The following is a 24,799-nucleotide window of genomic DNA, read 5'->3' on the forward strand; positions in this document are numbered from 1 at the left end:
GTCCGTCATGCCGCTTGCGCAACTGATCAGCCCGCAACAACTGGCCGAACGCCAGCAGCACGCAGGCTTAGTCATCCTCGATTGCCGTTTTGCCCTGGAAGACCCGGATTACGGGCGTTGCAGCTATGCCGAAGGGCATATCGAGGGGGCGCAGTATGCGGACCTGGAGCGCCATCTCAGTGGGCCAGTGACCAAGGGCGTGACTGGTCGCCATCCGCTGCCGGCGCCCCAGGTGCTGGTCCAGCAGTTACAGGCCTGGGGCGTCAATGCCGACAGCGAAATCGTGCTGTATGACGACGGCCCTGGCGCGTTTGCCGCCCGTGCCTGGTGGCTGCTGGTGTGGCTGGGCAAGCGTGACGGTGTGTCGATCCTCGATGGTGGCCTGAAGGCCTGGCACAGCGCCGGTTTCCCCTTGAGCCTGGAGGCGCCGAGCACCGAGCCTGGCACCTTTGCCGGCAGCCCGGACAACCATCTTCTGCTGGACACCGAGCACCTGCAAAAACGCCTGGGCCAGCCGGGCCTGACCTTGATCGACGCCCGTGCCTTGCCGCGCTTTCGCGGTGAAGTGGAACCCATTGACCCGATTGCCGGGCATATTCCCGGCGCGCAATGTGCGGCGTTCAGCGAGAACCTGGGCAGTGACGGGCGCTTCTTGCCGGTGTCGCAGCTCAAGCAACGGTTTGCGGAAAAGCTGCAAGGCCGCTCGCCCCAGGAATTGGTGGCGTATTGTGGCTCGGGTGTGACGGCGTGCCACAACCTGTTTGCCTTGAGCCTGGCGGGGTATCCGTTGGGCAAGTTGTATGCGGGGTCGTGGAGTGAGTGGATCAATGATCCGCAGCGCGAAATTGCTACCGGCGATTAAGTGGGTAATCCCCGATCAAATGTAGGAGCGGGCTTGCCCGCGAATGCGGTGTGCCAGCCACCGAATTTATTAGCTGAAACGCCGCATTCGCGAGCAAGCCCGCTCCCACATGATTAACCGTGTTTTGCCCGTAACCAATGCGGGATCCGCCGCTCCAGGTAGTACCCAGGCGTCTTCAGCGAACCCTCGACAAACCCCACATGCCCACCCTTGGCCTGCAGTTCAAACTCGATGCAGTCCGACAGTTCGCTGGCCTGGGGCAAGCTGTGGGCAAACACAAAAGGATCATCCGCCGCCTGGATGATCAGCGTTGGCGTGCGAATCTCCCCCAGGAAGTAACGACTCGACGCCCGCCGGTAATAGTCCTCGGCGCTCAGGTATCCATGCAGCGGTGCGGTGACGCGCCCATCAAAATCCCAGAATGTGCGCATCTTCTCCAGCGAGCCCAGCTCGGCCAGGGTCTTCAGTGCGTCTTCGCGCCCGTCCTGGGTGAATTGGCGCTGCTTGACCCGGATATAGCTGAGCATCTCGCGCATGAAGTGCTTCTGATAGACCCGTGAGAAGCCCAGGCCGATGCGGTCGGCGCACTGATCCAGGCGAAACGGCACCGATACCGCCGCCGCGCCTTGCAGGCCGCAGTGGTCGCCGGTTTCGCCCAGGTGCTTGAGCAGCACATTGCCGCCCAGGGAGTAACCCACGGCATACAGCGGCGCCAACGGCCGCTTGGCCCGCAGGTGCGCGATGGCGGCGGCCAGGTCTTCACTGGCGCCGGAGTGGTAACTGCGGGCCAACAGGTTGGGTTCGCCGGAGCAGCCACGCCAATTCAGCGCGACACTGGCCCAGCCCTGGCTGGCCAGGGCTTTTTGCAGGCCGGCAACGTAGGGCGAGTTGGACGAACCGGTCAGCCCATGCAGCACCAGCACCAAGGGCGCATGCGGGTCGTGGGGGCCGTGCCAGTCGAGGTCGAGAAAATCGCCATCTTCCAGCCACAGGCGCTCGCGCTGGCGCTCGAGGTGGGTGGTGGGGCGCCAGAGCGGGCCCCACAGCGTTTGCAGATGTGGGTTGCCGAGGCCGAAGGCGGGGGTGAAGCGGTTTGCTGGCGGTGTCATGAATACCTGTCCTGTAGGCGCGGGCCTGCCCGCAGACAAACTCGCGCCTACAGCGTTTTCAGTGGGTCAGAGCCGTACGTTGCCACAACGCGTAATACACCCGCCCGGACTTTTGCTCGCGGTGCAGGCGCCAGTTGCCCGGCAGGCCCAGGGTTGATGGCGCGGTTTCGCTTTCGGTGTAGACCCAGGCGTCATCGGCCAGCCATTGGCGCTCTTCCAGCAGGGTGCAGACGGTCGGCAGCAGGTTCTGGTTGAACGGCGGGTCGAGGAACACCACGTCGAATGCACTGGCCGGCTGGGTTTCCAGGTAGCGCAGGGCATCGGCGGTTTGGACGTGGCCGGTGGTGCAACGCAGGGTGCCCAGGTGTTCGCGCAGGCTGGAAACCGCCACGTTGCTCGCGTCCAGGGCCTGGCCCAGGGCGGCGCCACGGGACAGCGACTCCAGGAACAGCGCGCCGCTGCCGGCGAACGGGTCAAGCACCTTGGCCCCTTCGATGTACGGCGCGAGCCAGTTGAACAGGGTCTCGCGGACCCGGTCCGGGGTCGGGCGCAGGCCCACGACATCGGGGAAGCTCAGCTTGCGGCTGCGCCATTGGCCGCCAATGATGCGCAGTTGGCCCACACCGTTATGAACGTTGTGGACAGGTTTTTTAGGGCGCGATGGACTAGCCATTAATGCTCCGGAACCCCGAGCGGCTGCTCGGCAGGTTTATCAGTGGGGGGCGGTAGTGGCTTTTGCGCGGTGGTGGGACCAGCGGTCACGATCACCATTTTATCGCTGCTCAAGTGCTTGTTCAGTGCAGCCTTGACCTGTTCGGTGGTCAGGGCCTGGGATTGCTTCATGAAGTCTTCCAGGTAATTGAGCGGCAGGTTGTAGAAACCCATGGCGCCCAGTTGCCCGACGATATCGGCGTTGCTCGCGGTAGACAGCGGGAAGCTGCCGGCCAGTTCACGCTTGGCGTCATCCAATTCTTTTTGCGTCGGCCCGGTCTTGAGGTAGTCGGCCAGCACTTGCTCCACCAGGCGCAAGGTGCCACCGCTCATTTCGGCGCGGGTCTGCAGGTTGATCATGAAGGGGCCACGTACCTGCATCGGCGAGAAGCCGGAGTACACGCCATAGGTCAGGCCGCGCTTCTCGCGCACCTCGCTCATCAAGCGGGTGCCAAAGCCACCGCCGCCAAGGATCTGGTTGCCCAGGGACAGGGCGGCGTAGTCCGGGTCGGCACGGTCGATGCCCAGTTGCGCGAACAGCAAGTGCGTCTGCTTGGAGGGAAACTCGATGTGCCCCAGGCCGGCCTTGGGCTCGGTCGGCTCGGCGATTTTCGCCAGTGCCGGGCCCTTGGGCAGGGACGCGGACACCTTGGCTGCCATGGCTTCGGCGTCGGCACGGGACAGGTCGCCGACCATCGCGATCACCGCGTTGCCGGCGGCGTAGGCCTTGGCGTGGAATGCCTTCAACTGTGCCTGGGTAATGGCCGGTACGCTCTCTGGTGTGCCTTCGCTCGGGTGCGCATAGGGATGATCGCCGTACAGGCGCTTGAACAGCTCGATGCTCGCCAGCTTGCTCGGGTTCTGTTTCTGGTACTCGAAGCCTGCCAGCAACTGGTTCTTGATCCGCGCCAGGGAGTCGGCAGGGAAGGTCGGCTGGCCGATCACCTGGTCAAACAGCGTGAGGGCGGCCTCGCGCTTGTCGGCGGCACTGAGGCTGCGCAGCGACACCAGCGCCATGTCGCGGTAGGCACCGTTGCTGAAATCCGCGCCCAGGCCTTCAAAACCGGCGGCAATCTGCCCCACATCCTTGCCCGGCACGCCTTCGTTGAGCATGGCGTTGGTCAGCAGCGCCAGGCCCGGCGTGTTGCCGTCCTGGCTGCTGCCGGCGGCGAACAGGATGCGCATGTCGAACATTGGCAGCTCATGGGCCTCGACGAACAGCACCTTGGCGCCCTCGGCGGTGTTCCAGGTCTGCACGTTGAGCTGGCGATTGGTCGGGTTTTTGCCGTCCAGTTCCGCCAGGGATTGCAGGGTCTTGCTGGACTTGGCCTGCTCCAGCGCCGGGCTGGCCACGGAGTCGTCCGGGCGACCGATATACACCGCGACCGCTGCCACCAGGGTCACGACGATCAGGCCAGGCAGCACCAGGCGGTTGTTTTTGCGATCACTCATGAGTGGTCTCCTCGGGCATGACATGGGCGACACTCAGGCGTTCGCGGGTGAAATACGTACGCGCGGCTTTCTGGATGTCCTCGGGCGTCACGCTCTGCAGTTCGGCCAGCTCTGTGTCCATGAGTTTCCACGACAGGCCGACCGTTTCCAGGGAGCCAATGGCCGTGGCCTGGCTGGTGATGGAGTCGCGCTCATAGACCACGCCGGCAATGACCTGGGCGCGAATGCGTTCCAGCTCCTCAGCGGTCGGTGGCTTGGCCTTGAGTTCGTCCAGCAGGCGCCAGAGCCCGGCTTCGGCCTGGGCCACGGTTTTCTGCTTCTGCTGGTTGGGCGTGGCGCTCAAGGTGAACAGGCTGTCGCCGCGGGTGTAGGCGTCGTAGTTGGTCGAGGCAGCGGACACCAGTTCTTCACCGCGTTCCAGCTGGCTCGGGATGCGCGCGCTGTAGCCGCCATCGAGCAGTGCCGAGATCAGGCGCAGGGCGTTGACCGAACGCTTGTCTTCGGCAGTGGCCAGGCCCGGTACGTTGAAGCCCAGGATGACGCTCGGCAATTGGGTCTGCACGTGCATGGTCAGCAGGCGTTCGCCCGGCTCGGCCAGTTCCAGGGGCTTTTTCGCCGGTGGCACGTCACGCTTGGGGATCGGGCCGAAGTAACGCTGGGCCAGGGTTTTCACCTCGTCCGGGGTCACGTCGCCGACCACTACCAGGGTGGCGTTGTTCGGCACGTACCAGGATTGGTACCAGTGGCGCAGTTCCTCGACCTTCATGCGGTCCAGGTCGGCCATCCAGCCGATGGTCGGCGTGTGATAGCCGCTGGCCGGGTAGGCCATGGCCTTGAAGCGTTCGAAGGCCTTGGACATCGGGTTGTCATCGGTGCGCAGGCGGCGCTCCTCCTTGATGACTTCGATCTCGCGGCTGAATTCGTCGGCTGGCAGGCGCAGGGTGGCCATGCGGTCGGCTTCCAGTTCCAGGGCCACGCCCAGGCGGTCGCGGGCCAGCACTTGGTAGTAGGCGGTGTAGTCGTCGCTGGTGAAGGCGTTTTCTTCGGCGCCCAGGTCGCGCAGGATCAACGAAGCTTCGCCTGGGCCGGTCTTGGAGCTGCCCTTGAACATCATGTGTTCCAAGGCATGGGACAAGCCGGTCTGGCCAGGGGTTTCATAGCTGGAGCCGACCTTGTACCAGACCTGCGAGACCACCACCGGAGCGCGATGGTCTTCGCGCACGACGACCTTGAGGCCGTTGTCCAGGGTGAATTCATGGGTGGGTTGAGGGTCGGCAGCCAAGGCTGAAAGGGGCAGACAAACTGTGCTGAGCAGCAGGCCTGCGGCGCGGCGGGCTAGAGCATTCATTCGTTTTTAAACCTGTTGGGCTGCCCGCTTGGTCTTAGCGTCGGCGGGCGAGGAGGTGCTAGGATACTGATCCGTATTAGCGGCGGCCACTGCGGCTGTCATATCGTTTCGGATCCAGTCGTCGTGAAGATGGAGTTATCCGTGGGGTTCCCCGGTTTTAATCCGCTTTTCGCCGATTTTATCGCTTCAGTCCTATATTGAATCGATTTGTTGAGGCTGTATTCACGCCTCACAAAATACTGCGCATGAACAAGCTGGCTAAAAAACAGTCTGTTGCGCATCGAATATTATTTACCGAGGCGCCACCTTGGCGCGTCGCTACCGTGAGATAGCCGTCCTCCATGTTTGGTTCCAACGACGACAAGAAGAGCCCAGCTGCGGCTGGCGAGAAAAAAGGCCTGTTCGGATGGCTGCGCAAAAAGCCGCAGGAAACCGTCGTCGAACAGCCGCAAGTGCAACCTGAGCCCGTGCCTGAGCCTGTTTTGCAGGCGCAACCTGCGATTGAATCGGTGGCCGAGCCTGTCGTCGAGACGCCGGCGCCTGTGGTGCTGCCTATCGCCGAGCCGGTCTTGCAGCCGGTGGTGGAGGCTGCGCCAGAGCCAGAGCCAGAGCCAGAGCACAAGCCGTGGCCGCTATTGCCGGTGGCTGAAGAGCCTGTCGCGCTGGTCGAGGATGTGCAGGCCGAACATGTGGCACCACCGATTCCTGTGGTTGTGGAGCCGGTCGAGGTGGTCGCCGAGCCCCTGCCCGTTGTGGTCGAACCGGTGATTGTCGAGCCCGTAGCCGTAGTTGCCGAGCCTGCCACCGCACCTGCCGAAACCAGCAAGACCGGCTTCTTCGCCCGACTCAAGCAAGGCCTGAGCAAGACCAGCGCAAGCATCGGCGAAGGCATGGCCAGCCTGTTCCTCGGCAAAAAAATCATCGATGACGAGCTGCTCGAAGATATCGAGACCCGCCTGCTGACCGCTGACGTGGGCGTCGAAGCCACCGCCGTGATCATCCAGAGCCTGACCCAGAAGGTCGCGCGCAAGCAGCTCACCGACGCCGACGCGCTCTATAAGTCATTGCAGGCCGAACTGGCCGCCATGCTCAAACCGGTGGAAGCGCCGCTGGTGATTACCGAGAAAAAACCCTTTGTGATCCTGGTGGTTGGCGTCAACGGCGCCGGCAAGACCACCACCATCGGCAAGTTGGCGAAGAAGCTGCAACTGGAAGGCAAGAAAGTCATGCTCGCCGCCGGTGACACCTTCCGCGCCGCTGCCGTGGAGCAATTGCAGGTGTGGGGCGAGCGCAACAAGATCCCGGTGATCGCCCAGCACACCGGTGCCGACTCCGCCTCGGTGATCTTCGATGCCGTGCAGGCCGCCAAGGCCCGTAACATCGATGTGCTGATCGCCGATACCGCCGGTCGCCTGCATACCAAAGACAACTTGATGGAAGAGTTGAAGAAAGTCCGCCGGGTGATAGGCAAGCTCGACGCCGACGCGCCCCACGAGGTGCTGTTGGTGCTGGACGCCGGGACCGGGCAGAACGCGATCAGCCAGGCCAAGCAATTCAACCAGACAGTCCAGCTGACTGGCCTGGCGTTGACTAAGCTCGATGGCACGGCCAAGGGTGGGGTTATTTTCGCCCTGGCTAAACAATTCGGGCTGCCGATTCGTTATATCGGTGTCGGCGAAGGTATTGATGACCTGCGCACGTTTGAGGCCGAACCCTTTGTCCAGGCACTGTTTGCCGAGCGGGAGCGTTCATGATTCGTTTTGAACAGGTGGGCAAGCGTTACGCCAACGGGCATGTCGGCTTGCATGAGCTGAGTTTCCGGGTGCGTCGTGGCGAGTTTTTGTTTGTCACCGGTCACTCCGGCGCCGGCAAAAGTACCTTGCTGCGCCTGTTGCTGGCCATGGAGCGTCCGACCACCGGCAAATTGCTGCTGGCGGGCCAGGACCTGGCCACCATCAGCAATGCACAGATCCCGTTCCTGCGCCGGCAGATCGGCGTGGTGTTCCAGAACCACCAGTTGCTGTTCGATCGCACGGTGTTCAATAACATCGCCCTGCCATTGCAGATCCTGGGGCTGTCCAAGGCCGAAATCGTCAAGCGTGTGGATTCGGCCCTGGAGCGGGTGGCGCTGTCGGACAAGACCGACCTGTACCCCGGCGACCTGTCCACCGGCCAGCAACAGCGCGTCGGCATTGCCCGCGCCATCGTCCATCGCCCGGCCTTGCTGCTGGCGGACGAACCTACCGGTAACCTCGACCCGCGCCTGGCTGCAGAAATCATGGGTGTTTTTGAAGACATCAACCGCCTGGGCACCAGCGTGCTGATTGCCAGTCACGACCTGGCATTGATCGCGCGCATGCGCCATCGCATGCTGACCCTGCAGCGCGGCCGCCTGATTGGTGACGGGGAGGCCGGCGTATGAGTGCCACACGCAGCCCTAAAGTTTCCGAGCGCGTAGCGCCGAAAGCGGCCGACCCGCAACCGCAGAAAAAGAAACGCGACGATGATGACGGCCCTGACTTCAGCACCTTGCTGCACGCCTGGATCGAAAGCCATCGCGCCAGCCTGGTGGACAGCCTGCGCCGCCTGGGCAAGCAGCCGATTGGCAGCTTCTTCACCTGCCTGGTGATGGCCGTGGCGTTGAGCCTGCCGATGGGCTTGTCGTTGCTGCTTAATAATGTCGAGCGCCTGGGCGGTTCCTGGCAGCGCGCGGCGCAGATTTCCCTATATCTGCAACTGGATGCCAGCGCCACCGAAGGCGAGGCCCTGCGCGAGCAGATCAAGAACCTGCCGGGCGTGGCGGATGCCGAGTACATCAGCCGCGACCAGGCGCTGGAAGAGTTCCAGCAACAGTCCGGCCTGGGTGAGGCGCTCAAGGAGCTGCCGCAGAACCCGCTGCCGGGGGTTGTGTTGGTCACGCCCAATGAAATCGACAAGACGGCCCTTGAAGCATTAAGACAAAAATTGGCTGAATTGCCCAAGGTACAGCAGGCGCAGCTTGATCTGGTGTGGGTCGAGCGTCTGGCGGCGATTCTCAAGCTGGGCGACCGTTTTGTCTTTGGCCTGACGGTGTTGCTGGTTTCTGCATTACTTTTGGTGATAGGCAATACCATTCGCCTTCATATTGAAAACCGCCGCACCGAGATAGAAGTGATTAAACTGGTCGGCGGCACAGACAGCTATGTGCGTCGTCCTTTTCTGTACATGGGCGCGCTTTATGGCTTTGGTGCGGGGATTCTGTCCTGGGGCGTATTGGCGTTTGGCCTGGATTGGCTGAACGACGCGGTAGTCGGCCTGGCCGGTTTGTATGGCAGTGATTTTGCCCTGGCTGGCGTACCCGCTGCCGATGGTCTATCACTGTTGCTTGGCGCGGTGTTGTTGGGGTATATCGGTGCTTGGATTGCGGTCGCACGGCATTTACGTGAGCTGGCGCCGAAGTAGTTAATGTCAGATTAATGTGGTTTCGTTTGTATTGACCGTATCAGTGGTTTAGGGAACTTGTCCTACGGTTTCCGGTCAATTTTCGCAGTGCTGAACTGCACGAGTTATGTGAGTCGGAGGTTTTTTCGTATGACCACTTCTTTGCAACCTGCTTATGCTCTGGTCCCGGGTGCGAACCTGGAAGCCTATGTGCACACGGTCAACAGCATTCCATTGCTGACGCCCGAGCAGGAGCGTGAACTGGCCGAGAGTCTCTACTATGAGCAGGATTTGGGGGCGGCTCGGCAGATGGTGCTCGCCCACCTGCGTTTTGTCGTACATATCGCCCGTAGCTATAGCGGCTACGGCCTGGCCCAGGCTGACCTGATCCAGGAAGGCAACGTCGGCCTGATGAAGGCTGTGAAACGCTTCAACCCGGAAATGGGTGTGCGCCTGGTGTCGTTCGCCGTGCACTGGATCAAGGCGGAAATCCACGAGTTCATCCTGCGCAACTGGCGCATTGTGAAAGTGGCAACCACCAAGGCCCAGCGCAAGCTGTTCTTCAACCTGCGCAGCCAGAAAAAACGCCTGGCGTGGCTGAACAACGAGGAAGTCCACCGTGTGGCCGAAAGCCTCGGCGTGGAGCCTCGGGAAGTGCGCGAGATGGAAAGTCGCCTGACCGGCCATGACATGGCCTTTGACCCGGCCGCTGAAGCGGACGACGACAGTGCTTTCCAATCGCCGGCCAACTATCTGGAAGACCACCGGTATGACCCGGCGCGTCAACTGGAAGATGCCGATTGGAGCGACAACTCCAATCACAATCTGCACGAAGCACTGGAAGTGCTGGACGACCGCAGCCGTGACATCCTCTACCAGCGCTGGCTGGCAGAAGAAAAAGCCACGCTGCACGACCTGGCGCAAAAGTACAATGTGTCGGCCGAGCGTATTCGTCAGCTTGAGAAGAGCGCGATGAATAAGCTGAAACTGTCGATCGCCGCCTAACACGCAACGAACGAGCAAAAAAATGCCCCGATCGAAAGCTCGGGGCATTTTTGTTCGTGCCGCGCCCCTGTAGGAGCCGGCTTGCCGGCGATGGCGATCTACCGGCTCTCAATGATTGGCTGATACAGCGCCATCGCCAGCAAGCCGGCTCCTACAGGTTTTATGTTGCGTCAGTTGGCCCACGGCGCCTTTCGCGTACTGTTCAGCTCATTCAAATAGCCAGTACCACCCAACTGCCCCATCTGCTGGCGAATCCACGCCGCCCGCCGCGCCACATACGCCGTCGGATGGCTGGCACTCCACACCCTTGGATTGGGCAGTACCGCTGCCAGATAACTGGCCTGCTGCCGCGAAAGCCCCTTGGCACCCACGCCAAAATGATGCCGCGCTGCCGCCTCTGCGCCAAACACACCTTCGTCCCATTCCACGCTGTTGAGGTACACCTCAAGGATCCGCTGCTTGGGCCAGAGGATTTCGATCAGCCCGGTAAACCAGGCTTCCAGGCCCTTGCGCACATAACTGCGGCCGGCCCACAGGAACAGGTTTTTCGATACCTGCTGGCTCAGCGTACTGGCGCCGCGAATCGAGCCGCCGCGCTCGTTATGCAGCAGCGCAGCCTGGATCGCCCCGAAGTCAAAACCCCAATGCTGCGGGAAGCGCTGGTCCTCGCCGGCCATCACCGCGACTTTCAGGTCATCGGAGATCTCATCCCACGGCACCCAGGTACGTTGCAGGTCAATGGGCTCGCCATCGACCCAGGACTCGATCTTGCGCTCGACCATCAGTGCGGTAAACGGCGGCGGGACGACACGAAACAGCAGCACCAGCAAAACACTGCCGATGACAAACCATTTCACGACTTTGAGAAAACGACTGAAGAGGACACGCAGCATAGAGATGGCTTGGCCGAACCCGTTGAGCGGGCCATTATACAGACCCGGCCCTTTGAGTCTGACTGGAGTTCCTCATGCTGCGTGGCTTTCTGATGTTGGCGGCCTTTTTCGGCTTTACCGGTGTTGCCCTCGGCGCGTTCGCCGCCCATGGCCTGAAAAAAAGCCTGACGGCTGAATACCTGGCGATATTCCACACCGGCGTGACCTACCAACTGGTGCACGCCCTGGCGTTGTTTGGCGTGGCCTTGCTGGCCGCGCATGTGCCCGGGCGCCTGGTGCTCTGGGCCGGTGTGTCGTTCAGCATCGGCATCTTGCTGTTCTCCGGCAGCCTGTACCTGCTGACCACCATCGGCATTGGCAAGCTGGGGATCATCACGCCGTTTGGCGGCCTGGCGTTCCTGATTGGCTGGCTGTGCCTGGGGCTCGCCGCCTGGCGCCTGCAACTGACCGCCTGACGCTTGTAGCTGACCTTCAGGTCACGATCAGGCTAGAATGCTGGCCCCTAAAAACGATGGCGGCCCGTGGCATGCGCATTCAATTGAACGGCGAATCCTATGAACTGCCCGACGGTGAAACCGTCGCGGCCCTGCTGACCCGTCTGGAACTGACCGGACGTCGCGTCGCAGTGGAGCTCAACCAGGATATCGTCCCGCGTAGCCAGCACACCGAAACCGCCCTCACCGAAGGCGATCAGGTTGAAGTGGTCCACGCCATCGGCGGCGGCTAGCCCTGCGGCAACTACCCGGATTCTGCAGAACCTCACCCCAACTCGAGGATTTCCCATGAGCATCGTTCGTAGCGACAAGCCCTTCGTCCTGGCCGGTCGTACCTACCAGTCGCGTTTGCTGGTAGGCACCGGCAAGTACCGCGACATGGAAGAAACCCGCCTGGCTATCGAAGCCTCGGGCGCCGAAATCGTGACGGTGGCTGTGCGCCGCACCAATATCGGCCAGAACCCGGGCGAACCGAACTTGCTGGATATCCTGCCGCCCGATCGCTACACCATCCTGCCCAACACTGCCGGTTGCTACGACGCCATCGAAGCTGTGCGCACCTGCCGCCTGGCCCGTGAGCTGCTCGACGGCCACAACCTGGTGAAGCTGGAAGTGCTGGCGGACCAGAAAACCCTGTTCCCCAACGTGATCGAAACCCTCAAGGCCGCCGAAACCCTGGTCAAGGAAGGTTTCGACGTGATGGTCTACACCAGCGATGACCCGATCATCGCCCGCCAACTGGCCGAGATCGGCTGCATCGCGGTCATGCCGCTGGCCGGCCTGATCGGTACTGGCCTGGGGATCTGCAACCCGTACAACCTGCAGATCATCCTCGAAGAAGCCAAGATCCCGGTGCTGGTGGATGCCGGCGTCGGTACCGCGTCCGATGCCACCATCGCCATGGAACTGGGCTGCGAAGCGGTGCTGATGAACTCGGCCATCGCCAATGCGCAACAGCCGATCATGATGGCCGAAGCCATGAAACACGCGATTGTCGCCGGCCGCCTGGCGTACCTCGCCGGGCGTATGCCAAAAAAACTTTACGCCAGCGCCTCCTCGCCGCTGGATGGTCTGATCAAGTAAGAGCCATTGATGACTGAATCAAACGAAACGCCGAACCCCGTGGAAGAAGGCGACGAGTCCAAGCACCGCCGCATCAAGAGTTTTGTGATGCGTGCCGGGCGCATGACCGAAGGCCAGCAAAAGGGCCTGGACCAGGGCACGCCGCTGTTCGTCCTGCCCCTGGCCGATGCGCCGGTGGACTTCGACCAGGTGTTTGGCCGTTCGGCCCCGCGCTCCCTGGAAATTGGCTTCGGCATGGGCCATTCCCTGCTGGAAATGGCTGCGGCGTCGCCCGAGCAAGACTTTATCGGTGTGGAAGTGCACCGTCCGGGCGTGGGCGCGCTGCTTAACGGCGTGCTGACCCAGGGCCTGAAAAACCTGCGGGTCTATGACTGCGATGCGATCGAAGTGCTTAACCGCTGCATCGCCGACAACAGCCTCGACCGCCTGATGCTGTTTTTCCCGGACCCATGGCACAAGAGTCGTCACCACAAGCGCCGTATCGTCCAGGCGTCCTTCGCGGAACTGGTGCGCAGCAAGCTCAAGGTGGGTGGCATCCTGCATATGGCCACCGATTGGGAACCGTATGCGCAGTACATGCTGGAAGTGATGAACGTTGCCCCTGGCTATCGCAACCTGGCCGAAGATGGTCAGTGCGTACCACGCCCGGCCGAACGTCCGATCACCAAGTTCGAACGCCGTGGCGAGCGGTTGGGGCATGGGGTTTGGGATTTGAAGTTCGAAAAGCTGGCTTGATCAGCTAGAAAGCTGGAATGCGATCAACTGTAGGAGCTGGCTTGCCGGCGATAGCGTCACTTGGGTATCACTGATACACCGAGGTGACGCTATCGCAGGCAAGCCAGCTCCTACAGTTGTTTTGTGGTGGGCTTTGAGTCAGCGGCGGTCGGCAACCACGCCAATCAACACCAGCACCACCAACAGCACCGGTGCCAGGCTGTAGTTATTGAACTGGCTCAACCCCCGCACAATCCACGGCGTGGCGTAGATCAGCGCGGCGCCGCTGCCGATCATGCACAGCAGGGCCATCAACGGTACGCGCAAGGCGCCGGCGATGCTGCCCAGGCGCGCTTCGACCCAGCCCTTGATGTCGGCGCCGAATAGCACCAACAGGCAGCCTACCAGCGCCAGGGATATTTCCGACAGGTTGCTACGGCTCCAGCGGGATACGGTGGCGAGCAGGTCGAGTACCAGATCCATTCGATTTCCTTAGAGCGATCAGCTCAAAAACTTCTGCAGCAGGTCATTGAGAAAGAGTTGCCCACGGTCCGTGGCCGCCAGGCGTGACGGTTCGACCTGCAATAAGCCACTTTGTTCGGCATCCCTGCGGGCTTGATCCAGGCTGGCCAGGTCCAGGCCGGTGCGCTCGGCATACAGCTTGGCTTCCACGCCCTCGGTCAGGCGCAGGGCGTTCATCAGGAACTCGAAGGGCAGTTCCTCGTTGGTCAGCTCTTTCATGCCTGCCTGGAAGCTTTTTGCCGGGTTGAGGTAGTCCTTCGGTGCGCGGGTCTTCCAGGTGCGCACGATGCGCCCGTCTGGATGGCTGAGCTTGCCGTGGGCGCCGGCGCCGATGCCGATAAAGTCGCCAAAACTCCAGTAATTGAGGTTATGCCGCGCGGGCCGGCCCGGCTGGGCGTAGGCCGAGACTTCATATTGCGCGTAGCCGTGTTCGGCGAGCAGGGCCTGGCCGGCTTCCTGGATATCCCACAGGGTGTCGTCTTCCGGCAGCGTCGGCGGCTGGTTCCAAAATACGGTGTTGGGTTCCAGGGTCAGTTGGTACCACGACAGATGGGTCGGCTTGAGCGCAATCGCCTGGCGCAGGTCGCCCAAGGCGTCGTCCAGGGATTGATCGGGCAAACCGTGCATCAGGTCCAGGTTGAAGTTATCGAACCCGGCCTGGCGTGCCATGCCGGCGGCGCGTACGGCTTCGTCGCCGTTGTGGATGCGGCCCAAGGCCTTGAGCTTTTCCTGCTGGAAGCTCTGGATGCCAATCGACAGGCGATTGATCCCCAGCTTGCGGTAGGCGACGAACTTCTCTTGCTCGAAGGTGCCGGGGTTGGCTTCCAGGGTGATTTCGATATCGCTGGCAAACCGGATACGTTGCTCCACGCCCTCCAGCAACCGGCCCAGCGCCGCCGCACTGAACAGGCTTGGCGTGCCGCCGCCAAAGAAGATCGAACTCAACTCGCGGCCATACACCGCGTGCAGGTCCTGATCCAGGTCCGTCAGCAGCGCGTCGACATACTCTTCTTCCGGCAACACCTTGCTGGCGGTGTGGGAGTTGAAGTCGCAATAGGGGCATTTACGCACGCACCACGGGATGTGGATGTACAGCGCCAGGGGCGGCAGCACTGGCAAGGCCGCCCGAGGTGTTTGCGCGCCACCGAGGATCAGGGGCTGCGCGGAGGTGTTGTGGGTCATTTCAAGCCCAGGCGCTGGCGCAGCAAATCCATTGCGCGGGCGCGGTGGCTGATCTGGTTTTTGTCGGCGGGGCTCAGTTCGGCGCTGGACACATTGCGCTCCGGCACCCAGAACAGCGGGTCATAGCCAAACCCGTGCTCGCCGCTGGCCGTATGCAGGATGCGCCCGTGCCACAAGCCTTCGCAGAGGATCGGCAGCGGGTCGTCGGCATGCCGCACCAGCGCCAGCACGCAGACAAACTGCGCGCCGCGCATCGCGTCCGGCACGTCCTTGAGGGCGTCCAGCAGCTTGGCGTTGTTCGCCGCGTCGCCTTTGCCGTCGGCATAGCGCGCCGAGTAGATGCCAGGAGCGCCGCCGAGGAAGTCCACCGCCAGGCCCGAATCGTCGGCCAGTGCCGGCAGGCCGGAAATGCGCGAGGCATTGCGGGCCTTGAGGATGGCGTTTTCGACGAACGACAGGCCGGTCTCTTCCGGCTCCACCTGGCTGAACTCGCCAATCGAGCGCAATTGCACCGATTCGCCGAGCATGGCCTGGAGTTCCTTGAGTTTGCCGGCGTTATGGCTGGCCAGTACGAGTTGTGTCAGGTTCATTATTCGGCCGGGAACAGTTCTTGGGTGAAACTGAAACCGTGGGCCTTGCCGCCGGTTTCAACATTGATGGTAAAGGTGCGGAATTCCTGCTGCGGCACCGAGTAGGGGGCGAGGTAGTAGATCGCGCCTTTTTCGGTGATTTGCTTGAAGGTCAGCATTTCACTTTTGCCGGTCAGGTCCTTGATCGTGCCGGTCACTTGCGCCGCCACGGGCTCCACGCCCTTGATCACCGAAACGTTGATCATGCCCTTGTTCTTGCTGCGCACTACGCCCACGGCCTGGGCTGTCTCGGGTTGCAGGAAGCTGGAGGTGAAGGTGCTGTAGTGCACGGTGATATCACCAAATGCCTTTTGCCGATTGCTGTCGATAGGGCCGGCGGCCATGGCACTGGCGCCCAGGCAGGCGGTGAGTAGAAAAATAGCCAGGCGACTCATGATCGTCCTCCTCGAAAATGGTTAGACGGCAATCTGGTGGTCGGTCAGGCCAGGACTGCTGACCCGATAAATCCCGATTTCACCCAAAAGATTAGGCCATAGCTTACTCGCCCAGCCGTGGCGATGCTGTTGATCGACGGCAAGGCGGTTGATCACCTTGGCTTCGCGCCCGCTGCACAGTGCTTCGAAGTCCTCGAAGGTGCAGAAGTGAATGTTGGGCGTGTTGTACCAGGTGTACGGCAAGAAGTCCGATACCGGCATCCGGCCCTTGGTGGCCAGGTACCAGCGGCAGCGCCAGTGGCCGAAGTTGGGGAAGGTGATGATGCACTGGCGGCCGACGCGCAACATCTCGTCGAGGATCCGGTCCGGATAGTGCACGGCCTGCAGGGCCTGGGTCATCACCACGATATCGAAGCTGTTGCTGGCAAAGTTGCCCAGGCCCTTGTCCAGGTCCTGCTCGATCACGTTGATGCCCTTGGCCACGCACTGGGCGATGTTGTCCGGGTCGTTTTCCAGGCCATAGCCGGTGACTTGCTTGTTGTCGCGCAACCAGCTCAGCAGTTCGCCATCGCCGCAACCCAGGTCGAGCACGCGGCTGCCGGCGGGGATCCAGTCTTGGATGATTTCCAGGTCGGCTCTCATGGCTTTCTCACAATGTAATGCGGTTCATGTAGTTGCTGAACGCCTGCAGGTAGCGCGGGATCGGGATCAGGAAGGCGTCGTGGCCTTGCGGTGCATCGATCTCCAGGTAGCACACGTCCTTGCGGGCGGCCATCAGCGCATCCACCAGTTCCCGCGAGCGGGCCGGCGAAAAGCGCCAGTCGGTGGTGAACGACATCACGCAGAACTTGGCGCTGGCCCCCTCGAAGGTCTTCGCCAGGTCGTCGTCAAAGTTTGCCGCCGGGTCGAAGTAGTCCAAAGCCTTGGTCATCAGCAGGTAGGTGTTGGCGTCAAAACGCCCGGAAAACTCCTCGCCCTGGTAACGCAGGTAGCTTTCGACCTGGAATTCGACGCTGTGGAAGTCGTAGTTGAGCTTCTCGCTCTTGAGCCCACGGCCGAATTTCTCGCCCATGGAGTCATCCGACAGGTAGGTGATATGCCCAACCATCCGCGCCAGCATCAAGCCGCGCTTGGGAATCACCCCGGCTTCCTGGAACGAACCACCGTGGAACTCGGGGTCGGTGAGGATCGCCTGGCGCGCCACTTCGTTGAAGGCGATGTTCTGCGCCGACAACTTGGGGGCCGAGGCGATGGCCAGGCAATGGCGCACGCGGTCGGGGTAGGTGATGGTCCATTGCAGGGCCTGCATGCCGCCCAGGCTGCCACCGATCACCGCTGCCCATTGCTGGATGCCCAGCAGGTCGGCCAGGCGTGCCTGGCTGTGCACCCAGTCTTCGACGGTCAGTACCGGGAAGTCGGCGCCAAACGGCTTGCCGGTTTCCGGGTTGAGGCTGCTGGGGCCGGTGGAGCCATTGCAGCCGCCAAGGTTGTTCAGGCTGACCACAAAGAATTTGTTGGTGTCGATGGGCTTGCCGGGGCCGATGCAGCTGTCCCACCAGCCGGGCTTGCGCTCGTCGGCGCTGTGGTAGCCAGCGGCGTGGTGATGGCCGGACAGGGCGTGGCAGATCAGCACGGCATTGCTGGCCGTGGCGTTCAACTCGCCGTAGGTTTCATAGATCAGGTCATAGGCCGGCAGCGATCGACCGCAGGCCAGGGCCAGGGGTTCGCTGAAGTGCGCCACTTGGGGCACGACCAGTCCAACAGAATCGGGGGGGAAGGCAGCTGGCATCGACCCTGCTCTCGTTTAAATGAGGCGTAAGTCTAAAGAGAGGGGGGGCTAGCGGCAAGCGAACCTTGTCCTGGCTGATGACGGCTTGTTTCTGTAGGAGCCGGCTTGCCGGCGATGGCGTTTTCGCGGGTGCCATCGCCGGCAAGCCGGCTCCTACAAAGGTCAGATCAGCAAGCGCAGGATGTCCGGCATCATGGTCATTGCCGCCAGGTTGTTGATCACCAGCATATCCAGGAGCTTGAGCACCATGAACGCAAGGATCGGCGAGATATCCAGGCCGCCCAGGTTTGGCAGGATCTTGCGGAATGGCGCCAGGGCCGGTTCGCAGATCTGGTTGACCAGCTCGGCACCTGGGTTATGGCTGCCCGGTGCGACCCACGACAGGATCACGCTGATGATCAGGGCGAAGAAGAAAATCTTCAGGAACAGCGCGGTCACGCCGATCAGGGCCCAGACCAGCAGTTGCAGGAAATTGCCCATGGTGCCGTAGGTCAGCAGCAGCGTCAGGGCCATCAGCGCCAGTTGGACCAGGATCGCCAGGACCAGCGAAGACATGTCCAGGCCGAACAGGCTCGGGATCACCCGGCGCAGCGGCTTGAGCAGTGGCTGGGTGGCCTTCACGGCGAACTGGCAGAGCGGGTTGTAGAAGTTGGCGCGTACCAGTTGCAGGACAAAACGCAACAGCACGATCAGCAGGTAAAGGCTGCCGAGGGTTTGCAGTACATAGACGGCGGCGGTGTTCAAACCAATCATATTGGCTCCTTATTGACCCAGTTGTTCGGCAAGTTCAGCCGAGCGGTGCGCGGCGGCACCCAGTGCTTTTTCGACCAGGGCTTCAAAGCCCCCGGCCTGGAACGATTCGATGGCCGCCTGTGTGGTGCCATTGGGCGAGGTCACGCGCCGGCGCAACTCGGCCGCGTCCACATCGCTGGACACCACCATATGCGCGGCGCCGAGGGCGGTTTGTTGGGTCAGTTGCTCAGCGATTTCCCGTGGCAGGCCCAGTTTCACACCGGCGGCGGTCATGGCTTCGACCAGCAGGAAGAAATACGCCGGGCCACTGCCGGACACGGCAGTGACGGCATCCAGTTGCTGTTCTTCTTCCAGCCACAGGGCCACGCCCACGGCCGACAACAGCTCCTGGGCCTGCTCACGCTGGGCGGCGCTCACTTGGGCGGTGGCGTACAGGCCGCTGACGCCTTGGCGCAGCAATGATGGCGTGTTGGGCATGCAACGCACGATCGGCTGGGCGCCGAGCCAGTTGTTCATGCTGGCGCAGTTGATACCGGCGGCAATCGACACCACCAGTTGCTGCGGCGCCAGGCTTGGGCGCAGGGCTTCGCACACGGCCTTCATGGCCTGTGGCTTGACTGCCAGCACGATGACGTCGACGCCCTGGATGGCCTCGGCGTTGTCGGCGAAGGTTTCGATACCGTGTTCTGCGCTCACCCGGGCACGGGTCTCGGCGCCCGGATCGCTGGCGCGAATCTGCGAGGCTTGCAGGCCCTTGGCCCGCAGGCCGCCGATCAGGCTGGCCGCCATGTTACCGGCGCCGATAAAGGCTATACGCGTGCTGCTCATGACAGGTCCTTACTCAGTTGGAAGTCAGCCATTTCATGGCTGGCCGTAGTCGCGGGCACCAAACAGGGCGGTACCGATCCGCACCCAGGTGGCCCCTTGGGCAATGGCCGACTCAAGGTCATGGCTCATGCCCATGGAAAGTGTGTCGAGCCCCAGGTCCAGGCTCGCTTGCAAGTCTCGTACGGCGGCAAACGCCGCATCTTGCTGCGCGCGGTCGTCGGTGGGCTCGGGGATCGCCATCAGGCCGCGCAGCTTCAAGCGGGGCAGGGCTTGGATCGCCTCGGCCAATGCTGGCAAATCGGCGGGTGTACAGCCGGATTTGCTGGCTTCGCCACTGACATTGACCTGGATGCAGATATTGAGCGGGGGCAGGTCGGCCGGGCGTTGTTCGGACAGGCGTTGGGCGATTTTCAGGCGGTCCACGGAGTGCACCCAAGCGAAGTTCTCGGCGATAGCGCGCGTCTTGTTCGATTGAATGGGGCCGATGAAGTGCCAACTCAAGGGCAGGTCGGTTAATTCGGCCTGTTTGCCGAGGGCTTCCTGCAAGTAGTTCTCGCCGAAGTCGCGTATCCCTGCGGCATGGGCCTGGCGCACGGCTTGCGCGGGTTTGGTCTTGCTCACGGCCAGCAAGTGGACGCTGCTTTCATCGCGCTGCACGGCCCGGGCCGCGGCACGGATGCGCTCACTAACCAGGCCGATATTGTCTGCTATGGTCGACATTCAAGTTGCGCCCGTGGATATGGAGTCCGCGGCATTCTACTGGAAATGGATAGCCCTATGGACATCACTGAACTGCTGGCCGCAAGTGTCAGCCGGGGCGCCTCCGACCTGCATCTGTCGGCAGGGCTGGCGCCGAGGGTGCGCGTTGATGGCGAGGTTCTGCCGCTGGATTGGCCGGTGCTGAGTGCTGCCCAACTGGCCGACCTGCTCAGCCCGATCCTCAATAAACACCAACAAAAGGATTTCGAAACATCTCTTGAAACGGATTTTTCCTTTGAAGTGCCGGGTGTCGCGCGCTTTCGCGCCAATGTGTTCCGCCAGCACCGGGGGATGGGCGCGGTGTTTCGCGCGATCCCCTCGCGGGTCCAAAGCCTGGAAGCCTTGGGGCTTGGCGATGTATTCCGGCGCATCGCCGAGCTGCCCAGGGGGCTGGTGCTGGTGACAGGTGCCACGGGCTCGGGCAAGTCCACCACCCTGGCGGCGATGGTCGATTACCTCAACAACACTCGCCAGCAGCACATCCTGACCCTTGAGGATCCCATCGAGTTTGTCCACGAACCGCGCAAGGCGTTGATCAGCCAGCGCCAGGTGCATCGCGACACCCACAGCTTTTCGTCGGCCCTGCGTTCTGCTCTGCGCGAAGATCCGGATGTGATCCTGGTGGGGGAGTTGCGCGACCTGGAAACTATCCGCCTGGCCCTGACAGCGGCTGAAACCGGGCACCTGGTGTTTGGCACCCTGCACACCAGTTCGGCGGCAAAGACCGTGGACCGGCTGGTGGATGTGTTCCCGGTTGGGGAAAAGGCCATGGTCCGCTCGATGCTCTCGGAGTCGCTGCAGGCGGTGGTGAGTCAGGTGTTATTGAGCAAAGTCGGCGGCGGGCGCGTGGCGGCCCATGAAATCATGCTCGGCACGCCGGCGGTCCGTAACCTGATCCGCGAGGACAAGGTGGCGCAGTTGTACTCGGCGATCCAGACAGGTGGGGCGTTGGGGATGAAAACGTTGGATATGAGCTTGAAGGGGTTGGTCGGTCAGGGGCTGATTAGTCGCGAAGAGGCGCGGGGGCAGGCGCGGGTGCCAGCAGATATATAGGATGTGGGAGCTGGCTTGCCTGGGATGCAGGCAAGCCAGCTCCCACACAAGCCAGCATTCACATTTGCATTTACTGTCAGCGCTGCACAATCCGCAGGTTGTTCTGCTCTTTGGGCAGCACGCGCTTGGCAATCACGTAGTTCTTGTTCCAGAACGGTTTTTTCAGGGTGTCGATACTGACCGACTTGCCACGGCGCGGTGCGTGGATAAAACGGTCGTTGCCCAGGTAAATGGCTACATGGTTGACCTGGCGGCTCTTGAGCTTGAAGAACAACAGGTCGCCGGGCTTCAAATCCTTGCGATCAACCTTCTGCCCGTGGCCGCTGGCCATGGCATTGGAGGTGCGTGGCAAGTCCACCGCAGCTACATCATTGAACGCGTATTTCACCAAACCACTGCAATCAAAGCCTTTACTTGGGCTGCTGCCGCCCCAACGATAAGGGGTACCGAGCACGTTGACCGCGCGGCTCAAGACTTTGCTGCTTTGCTGGTTATTGCTCGCGACCAGGCCGGGAACTGCTTTAACGTTGGCCTTGCTCAGTTGAGCCGGGCGCTTGACGCTGAGCTTTACCGATTTGGCGGAGCTGGTAGTGGCGTGAATTTTAGGGGTGAAACCATTAACGTTCGGAAGTCGTTGCTCACGATTGGTGGCGTGGGCGGCCAGTGGCATCAATAGGCAAATGGTTAGCCATGTCTTTAAAAATGGTCGCATAAGGCAGGCTCTTGTTGGTTTGCGCGCAACTTTATAACAGCTTTTAGTGTCTTTCTCAGGCCGTTTGTCGACTGAACCTTGACGTCAAAATCAGGAAAACCGCGACGAACTGTCGCAATTGTCCTACACAAGTCAGGCGGCATAAGGCTTTGAGGGAAGCGACGATAGCATTTGCCGTACGTCAGGTGCCTGTAAAAAAGTCACAAAGAAACCAGAAATATTTATCTATCAAGGCAAAAGAGGTCATTCATGAACACCTATCGACAGGATGTTTCGCAACAGGACACTCACAGCAAGATGATCGGTTATCTGCTCTGGATCTTCGGTTTTACCGGGGCGCACCGCTTCTACTACGGCAAGCCGGTGACCGGGACGATCTGGTTCTTCACCTTTGGTTTGCTGGGGATTGGCTGGTTGATCGACCTGTTTCTGATCCCGGCAATGGACCGTGAAGCCGACCTGCGTTTTACCGCCGGGCCGATTGAATACAACGTGGCGTGGATTCTGTTGGCGTTTCTGGGGGTATTTGGCTTGCACCGCATGTACCAGGGCAAATGGCTCACCGGCTTGTTGTACCTGGTGACCGGCGGCTTGTTCCTGATTGGCGTGCTGTATGACTTCTGGACACTGAACACGCAGATTTCGGTGCGCAATGCCGAGCGCCTGGGCGGGCGGTAAGCGTCGCTGGGCGCATGTGGGAGCTGGCTTGCCTGCGATGCGGGCACCTCGGTATGTCAGTGACACTGAGGTGATGCAATCGCAGGCAAGCCAGCTCCCACACAAGCTAGCCCCCACACTTTAGCGGGTCAGGCCTGGTAGCTGATCCGTCCATCCACCAGGGTGTAGCGCACAGTCGCCGGCAAGCTATGGCCGATGAACGGGCAGTTTTCACCGCGGGACAGCCACTGCTCGCCGGCGACAGTAGAACTGGCCGGGTCAAACAGCACCAGGTCCGCCGCCGCACCCACCGCCAGCTTGCCCGCCGGCAGGCGTAGCGCTTGCGCCGGGCCTGAGCTCAGGCGTGCCAGCAACGTTGGCAAGTCCAGCAACCCATCTTCCACCAGGGTCATTGCCAGTGGCAGCAGCAGCTCGACGCTACTGATCCCAGGCTCTGTCGCGCCAAACGGTGCCAGCTTGGCATCCCGTTCGTGGGGCTGGTGGTGGCTGGAGATCGCCGAAACCACCCCGGACTTCACCGCCGCACGCAAACCGTCACGGTCGGCGCGGGTGCGCAGTGGCGGTTGCACGTGGTACAGGCTGGAGAAGTCGATCAATGCCTCATCGGTCAGGATCAACTGGTACAGCGCCACATCGGCGGTCACCGGCAGGCCACGGGCCTGGGCCTGGGCGATCAAGGCTACGCCGCGGGCGCTGGTCAGTTGGCTGAAGTGTGCGCGCACGCCGCTTTGTTCCACCAGCAGCAGATCACGGGCCAGGGCCACGGTTTCTGCGGTTTCCGGGATGCCTGCCAGGCCGAGGAAGCTGGCGGTAGGGCCTTCATGGGCCAGGCCGCCTTCGGCCAGGTCGTGGTCCTGGGAGTGGAAGATCACCGTCAGGTCGAAGGTGGCCGCGTACTCCAGGGCACGGCACAGGGTGCGGGTGCTGCGGAAACTCTCCAGGCCGTTGCCGAAGGCCACGCAACCCGCGTCGCGCAGGGCAATCAGCTCGGCCAGTTGCTCGCCATCCAGGCCTTTGCTCAGGGCGCCGATGGGGAACACTTTGCAATTGCCGGCCTCGCGGGCGCGGTCGAGGATCAGCTCGGCCACGGCCGAGGTGTCCAGCACCGGTTTGGTCTGCGGCGGGCAGCACAGGCTGGTGACACCGCCTGCAGCGGCGGCGCGGGTTTCGCTGGCGATGCTGCCTTTGCGGCTGTAGCCCGGCTCGCGCAGGGCCACGTTCAGGTCTACCAGGCCGGGCGCGGCCACCAGGCCTTTGGCGTCGATGCTCTGAACCGGGCTGAAACCACTGGGGGCGGCGCCGATGGCGATGATCTTGCCGGCTTCCAGGTGCAGATCAGTGACTTGATCCAGGCCGCTGGCCGGATCGATGACTCGGGCGCCGAGAATGCTGAGCTTCACTGGGCGTTCTCCTGCTCGAATTGACGTTGGGCGGTTTGCCCGCTCATGGCCATGGACAGCACGGCCATGCGCACCGCGATGCCGTAGGTGACCTGGTTGAGAATCACCGAGTGCGGACCGTCGGCCACCGCCGACTCAATCTCCACCCCCCGGTTGATCGGGCCTGGGTGCATGACAATGGCATCCGGCTTGGCGCCGGCCAGGCGTGCGGTGGTCAGGCCGAACAGGCGGTAGAACTCGCCTTCGCTGGGCAGCAGGCCACCGGCCATGCGCTCGCGTTGCAGGCGCAGCATGATCACCACGTCGACATCCTTCAGGCCTTCGGCCATGTCGGTGTAGACCTTCACCCCGTATTGCTCGATGCCTACCGGCAGCAGGGTTTTCGGCGCAATCACGCGGATATCCGGGCAGCCCAGGGTTTTCAGGGCCAGCATGTTCGAGCGTGCCACCCGCGAGTGCAGGATATCGCCGACGATGGCCACCGAGAGGTTTTCAAAGCCGCCCTTGTGCCGACGGATGGTGAGCATGTCGAGCATGCCCTGGGTCGGGTGGGCGTGGCGGCCATCGCCACCGTTGATGATCGCCACCTGTGGGCACACGTGCTCGGCGATAAAGTGCGCCGCGCCCGAGTCGCCATGACGCACCACGAACATGTCGGCCGCCATGGCCTCCAGGTTGCGCAGGGTGTCGAGCAGGGTTTCGCCCTTGCTCGCCGACGAGGTGGAGACGTTCAGGGTGATCACGTCGGCTGACAGGCGCTGGGCCGCCAGTTCGAAGGTGGTGCGGGTGCGCGTCGAGTTCTCGAAGAACACGTTGCAAATGGTTTTGCCGCGCAGCAGCGGGACTTTCTTCACCGCCCGGCCGCCGACTTCAAGGAACGAGTCGGCAGTGTCGAGGATTTCGGTGAGCAATTCGCGGGGCAGGCCGTCGAGGGACAGGAAGTGTTGCAGCTGGCCCTGAGCGTTGAGCTGCAGCGGGCGCTTGGCATCTAGAGGCGTCATCGCGGGG

At 62.0% G+C, this 24,799-nt stretch carries 28 protein-coding genes; 11 read left to right on the forward strand and 17 right to left on the reverse strand.

Translation table 11 applies throughout. The features are described from left to right. The first annotated feature begins 7 nt into the window (after nt 1-7). Entirely contained in the window at nt 8-862 is an 855-nt protein-coding gene (locus HBO11_RS15345) for a sulfurtransferase (RefSeq protein ID WP_169954943.1), read from the forward strand. A 113-nt stretch (nt 863-975) separates the two neighbouring features. Here the strand turns inward: HBO11_RS15345 and HBO11_RS15350 are convergent, their stop codons facing one another. Genes HBO11_RS15350 through HBO11_RS15365 form a run of 4 tightly spaced genes read right to left on the reverse strand, consistent with a single transcriptional unit; the run spans nt 976 to nt 5,482 of the window. Next, nucleotides 976-1,971, reverse strand: a complete 996-nt coding sequence (locus HBO11_RS15350) for a hydrolase (protein ID WP_169954942.1) — start codon at nt 1,969-1,971, stop codon at nt 976-978. A 58-nt stretch (nt 1,972-2,029) separates the two neighbouring features. Continuing rightward, a complete protein-coding gene (gene rsmD, locus HBO11_RS15355; protein WP_169954941.1) occupies nt 2,030-2,644 on the reverse strand; it encodes a 16S rRNA (guanine(966)-N(2))-methyltransferase RsmD in 615 nt (204 codons plus the stop codon). Further along, entirely contained in the window at nt 2,644-4,134 is a 1,491-nt protein-coding gene (locus HBO11_RS15360; RefSeq protein ID WP_169954940.1) for a pitrilysin family protein, read from the reverse strand. The genes rsmD and HBO11_RS15360 overlap by 1 nt, the downstream gene beginning before the upstream one ends. After that, nucleotides 4,127-5,482: a pitrilysin family protein gene (locus tag HBO11_RS15365; protein WP_169954939.1), complete on the reverse strand. Its 1,356-nt coding sequence runs from the start codon at nt 5,480-5,482 to the stop codon at nt 4,127-4,129. Before HBO11_RS15365 ends, HBO11_RS15360 begins: the two co-directional genes overlap by 8 nt. A gap of 341 nt (nt 5,483-5,823) precedes the next feature. On the opposite strand from HBO11_RS15365, the gene ftsY reads away from it, so the two are divergent. From ftsY to rpoH, 4 genes are all read left to right on the forward strand, one after another. Further along, nucleotides 5,824-7,236, forward strand: coding sequence for a signal recognition particle-docking protein FtsY (ftsY, locus tag HBO11_RS15370; RefSeq protein WP_169954938.1), 1,413 nt, complete (start codon nt 5,824-5,826; stop codon nt 7,234-7,236). Then, nucleotides 7,233-7,904, forward strand: a complete 672-nt coding sequence (ftsE, locus tag HBO11_RS15375) for a cell division ATP-binding protein FtsE (RefSeq protein WP_003213784.1) — start codon at nt 7,233-7,235, stop codon at nt 7,902-7,904. The genes ftsY and ftsE overlap by 4 nt, the downstream gene beginning before the upstream one ends. Beyond that, the gene (gene ftsX / locus HBO11_RS15380; protein ID WP_057440383.1) at nt 7,901-8,923 is read left to right on the forward strand and encodes a permease-like cell division protein FtsX; all 1,023 of its coding nucleotides are present in this window, start codon (nt 7,901-7,903) and stop codon (nt 8,921-8,923) included. Before ftsE ends, ftsX begins: the two co-directional genes overlap by 4 nt. A gap of 129 nt (nt 8,924-9,052) precedes the next feature. Then, nucleotides 9,053-9,907, forward strand: coding sequence for an RNA polymerase sigma factor RpoH (rpoH, locus tag HBO11_RS15385; RefSeq protein ID WP_003176698.1), 855 nt, complete (start codon nt 9,053-9,055; stop codon nt 9,905-9,907). Nucleotides 9,908-10,077: 170 nt separating this feature from the next. Here the strand turns inward: rpoH and mtgA are convergent, their stop codons facing one another. Further along, complete coding sequence (mtgA, locus tag HBO11_RS15390) at nt 10,078-10,800, reverse strand: monofunctional biosynthetic peptidoglycan transglycosylase (protein ID WP_169954937.1); 723 nt, start codon at nt 10,798-10,800, stop codon at nt 10,078-10,080. A 74-nt stretch (nt 10,801-10,874) separates the two neighbouring features. Between mtgA and HBO11_RS15395 the strand changes: the two genes are divergently transcribed. From HBO11_RS15395 to trmB, 4 genes are all read left to right on the forward strand, one after another. Further along, the gene (locus HBO11_RS15395) at nt 10,875-11,255 is read left to right on the forward strand and encodes a DUF423 domain-containing protein (RefSeq protein WP_076963151.1); all 381 of its coding nucleotides are present in this window, start codon (nt 10,875-10,877) and stop codon (nt 11,253-11,255) included. A gap of 71 nt (nt 11,256-11,326) precedes the next feature. After that, entirely contained in the window at nt 11,327-11,527 is a 201-nt protein-coding gene (thiS, locus tag HBO11_RS15400; protein WP_162947777.1) for a sulfur carrier protein ThiS, read from the forward strand. Between the two features lie 55 nt (nt 11,528-11,582). Further along, complete coding sequence (locus HBO11_RS15405) at nt 11,583-12,377, forward strand: thiazole synthase (RefSeq protein WP_017845016.1); 795 nt, start codon at nt 11,583-11,585, stop codon at nt 12,375-12,377. Between the two features lie 9 nt (nt 12,378-12,386). Further along, entirely contained in the window at nt 12,387-13,112 is a 726-nt protein-coding gene (gene trmB / locus HBO11_RS15410) for a tRNA (guanosine(46)-N7)-methyltransferase TrmB (RefSeq protein WP_169954936.1), read from the forward strand. A 138-nt stretch (nt 13,113-13,250) separates the two neighbouring features. On the opposite strand, the gene HBO11_RS15415 is transcribed toward trmB, so the two are convergent. The 9 genes from HBO11_RS15415 to HBO11_RS15455 form a co-directional block, all read right to left on the reverse strand. Next, nucleotides 13,251-13,574 (reverse strand): DUF3392 domain-containing protein, encoded by a 324-nt coding sequence (locus tag HBO11_RS15415; RefSeq protein WP_034116244.1) that lies wholly within the window; start codon nt 13,572-13,574, stop codon nt 13,251-13,253. 18 nt (nt 13,575-13,592) lie between these two features. Further along, entirely contained in the window at nt 13,593-14,795 is a 1,203-nt protein-coding gene (gene hemW / locus HBO11_RS15420) for a radical SAM family heme chaperone HemW (RefSeq protein ID WP_262381048.1), read from the reverse strand. Next, on the reverse strand, nt 14,792-15,388 hold the full coding sequence (rdgB, locus tag HBO11_RS15425) for an RdgB/HAM1 family non-canonical purine NTP pyrophosphatase (RefSeq protein WP_169955044.1): 597 nt from the start codon (nt 15,386-15,388) through the stop codon (nt 14,792-14,794). The genes hemW and rdgB overlap by 4 nt, the downstream gene beginning before the upstream one ends. Beyond that, nucleotides 15,385-15,819, reverse strand: coding sequence for a DUF4426 domain-containing protein (locus tag HBO11_RS15430; protein WP_029300487.1), 435 nt, complete (start codon nt 15,817-15,819; stop codon nt 15,385-15,387). The genes rdgB and HBO11_RS15430 overlap by 4 nt, the downstream gene beginning before the upstream one ends. 21 nt (nt 15,820-15,840) lie before the next feature. Further along, nucleotides 15,841-16,461: a methionine biosynthesis protein MetW gene (metW, locus tag HBO11_RS15435; protein ID WP_029300485.1), complete on the reverse strand. Its 621-nt coding sequence runs from the start codon at nt 16,459-16,461 to the stop codon at nt 15,841-15,843. A 7-nt stretch (nt 16,462-16,468) separates the two neighbouring features. Beyond that, nucleotides 16,469-17,608 (reverse strand): homoserine O-acetyltransferase, encoded by a 1,140-nt coding sequence (locus HBO11_RS15440; protein WP_169954935.1) that lies wholly within the window; start codon nt 17,606-17,608, stop codon nt 16,469-16,471. A 162-nt stretch (nt 17,609-17,770) separates the two neighbouring features. Continuing rightward, nucleotides 17,771-18,361 (reverse strand): YggT family protein, encoded by a 591-nt coding sequence (locus tag HBO11_RS15445; RefSeq protein WP_057440376.1) that lies wholly within the window; start codon nt 18,359-18,361, stop codon nt 17,771-17,773. Between the two features lie 9 nt (nt 18,362-18,370). Beyond that, a complete protein-coding gene (gene proC, locus HBO11_RS15450) occupies nt 18,371-19,189 on the reverse strand; it encodes a pyrroline-5-carboxylate reductase (protein ID WP_057440375.1) in 819 nt (272 codons plus the stop codon). Nucleotides 19,190-19,222: 33 nt separating this feature from the next. Further along, the gene (locus tag HBO11_RS15455; protein ID WP_169954934.1) at nt 19,223-19,909 is read right to left on the reverse strand and encodes a YggS family pyridoxal phosphate-dependent enzyme; all 687 of its coding nucleotides are present in this window, start codon (nt 19,907-19,909) and stop codon (nt 19,223-19,225) included. A 57-nt stretch (nt 19,910-19,966) separates the two neighbouring features. On the opposite strand from HBO11_RS15455, the gene HBO11_RS15460 reads away from it, so the two are divergent. Then, nucleotides 19,967-21,001: a type IV pilus twitching motility protein PilT gene (locus tag HBO11_RS15460; RefSeq protein ID WP_169953551.1), complete on the forward strand. Its 1,035-nt coding sequence runs from the start codon at nt 19,967-19,969 to the stop codon at nt 20,999-21,001. A gap of 76 nt (nt 21,002-21,077) precedes the next feature. Here HBO11_RS15460 and HBO11_RS15465 read toward each other — a convergent pair whose 3' ends face one another. Next, complete coding sequence (locus tag HBO11_RS15465; RefSeq protein ID WP_169953553.1) at nt 21,078-21,713, reverse strand: C40 family peptidase; 636 nt, start codon at nt 21,711-21,713, stop codon at nt 21,078-21,080. A gap of 249 nt (nt 21,714-21,962) precedes the next feature. On the opposite strand from HBO11_RS15465, the gene HBO11_RS15470 reads away from it, so the two are divergent. Next, on the forward strand, nt 21,963-22,391 hold the full coding sequence (locus tag HBO11_RS15470) for a TM2 domain-containing protein (RefSeq protein WP_169953555.1): 429 nt from the start codon (nt 21,963-21,965) through the stop codon (nt 22,389-22,391). Nucleotides 22,392-22,519: 128 nt separating this feature from the next. Here the strand turns inward: HBO11_RS15470 and HBO11_RS15475 are convergent, their stop codons facing one another. Continuing rightward, entirely contained in the window at nt 22,520-23,791 is a 1,272-nt protein-coding gene (locus tag HBO11_RS15475; RefSeq protein ID WP_169953557.1) for a dihydroorotase, read from the reverse strand. Next, nucleotides 23,788-24,792: an aspartate carbamoyltransferase catalytic subunit gene (locus HBO11_RS15480; RefSeq protein ID WP_038444135.1), complete on the reverse strand. Its 1,005-nt coding sequence runs from the start codon at nt 24,790-24,792 to the stop codon at nt 23,788-23,790. Before HBO11_RS15480 ends, HBO11_RS15475 begins: the two co-directional genes overlap by 4 nt. Nucleotides 24,793-24,799: the final 7 nt, after the last annotated feature.

Origin of the sequence: Pseudomonas sp. WS 5010, from assembly GCF_012985565.1 — a bacterium.
Taxonomy (GTDB): Bacteria; Pseudomonadota; Gammaproteobacteria; order Pseudomonadales; family Pseudomonadaceae; genus Aquipseudomonas.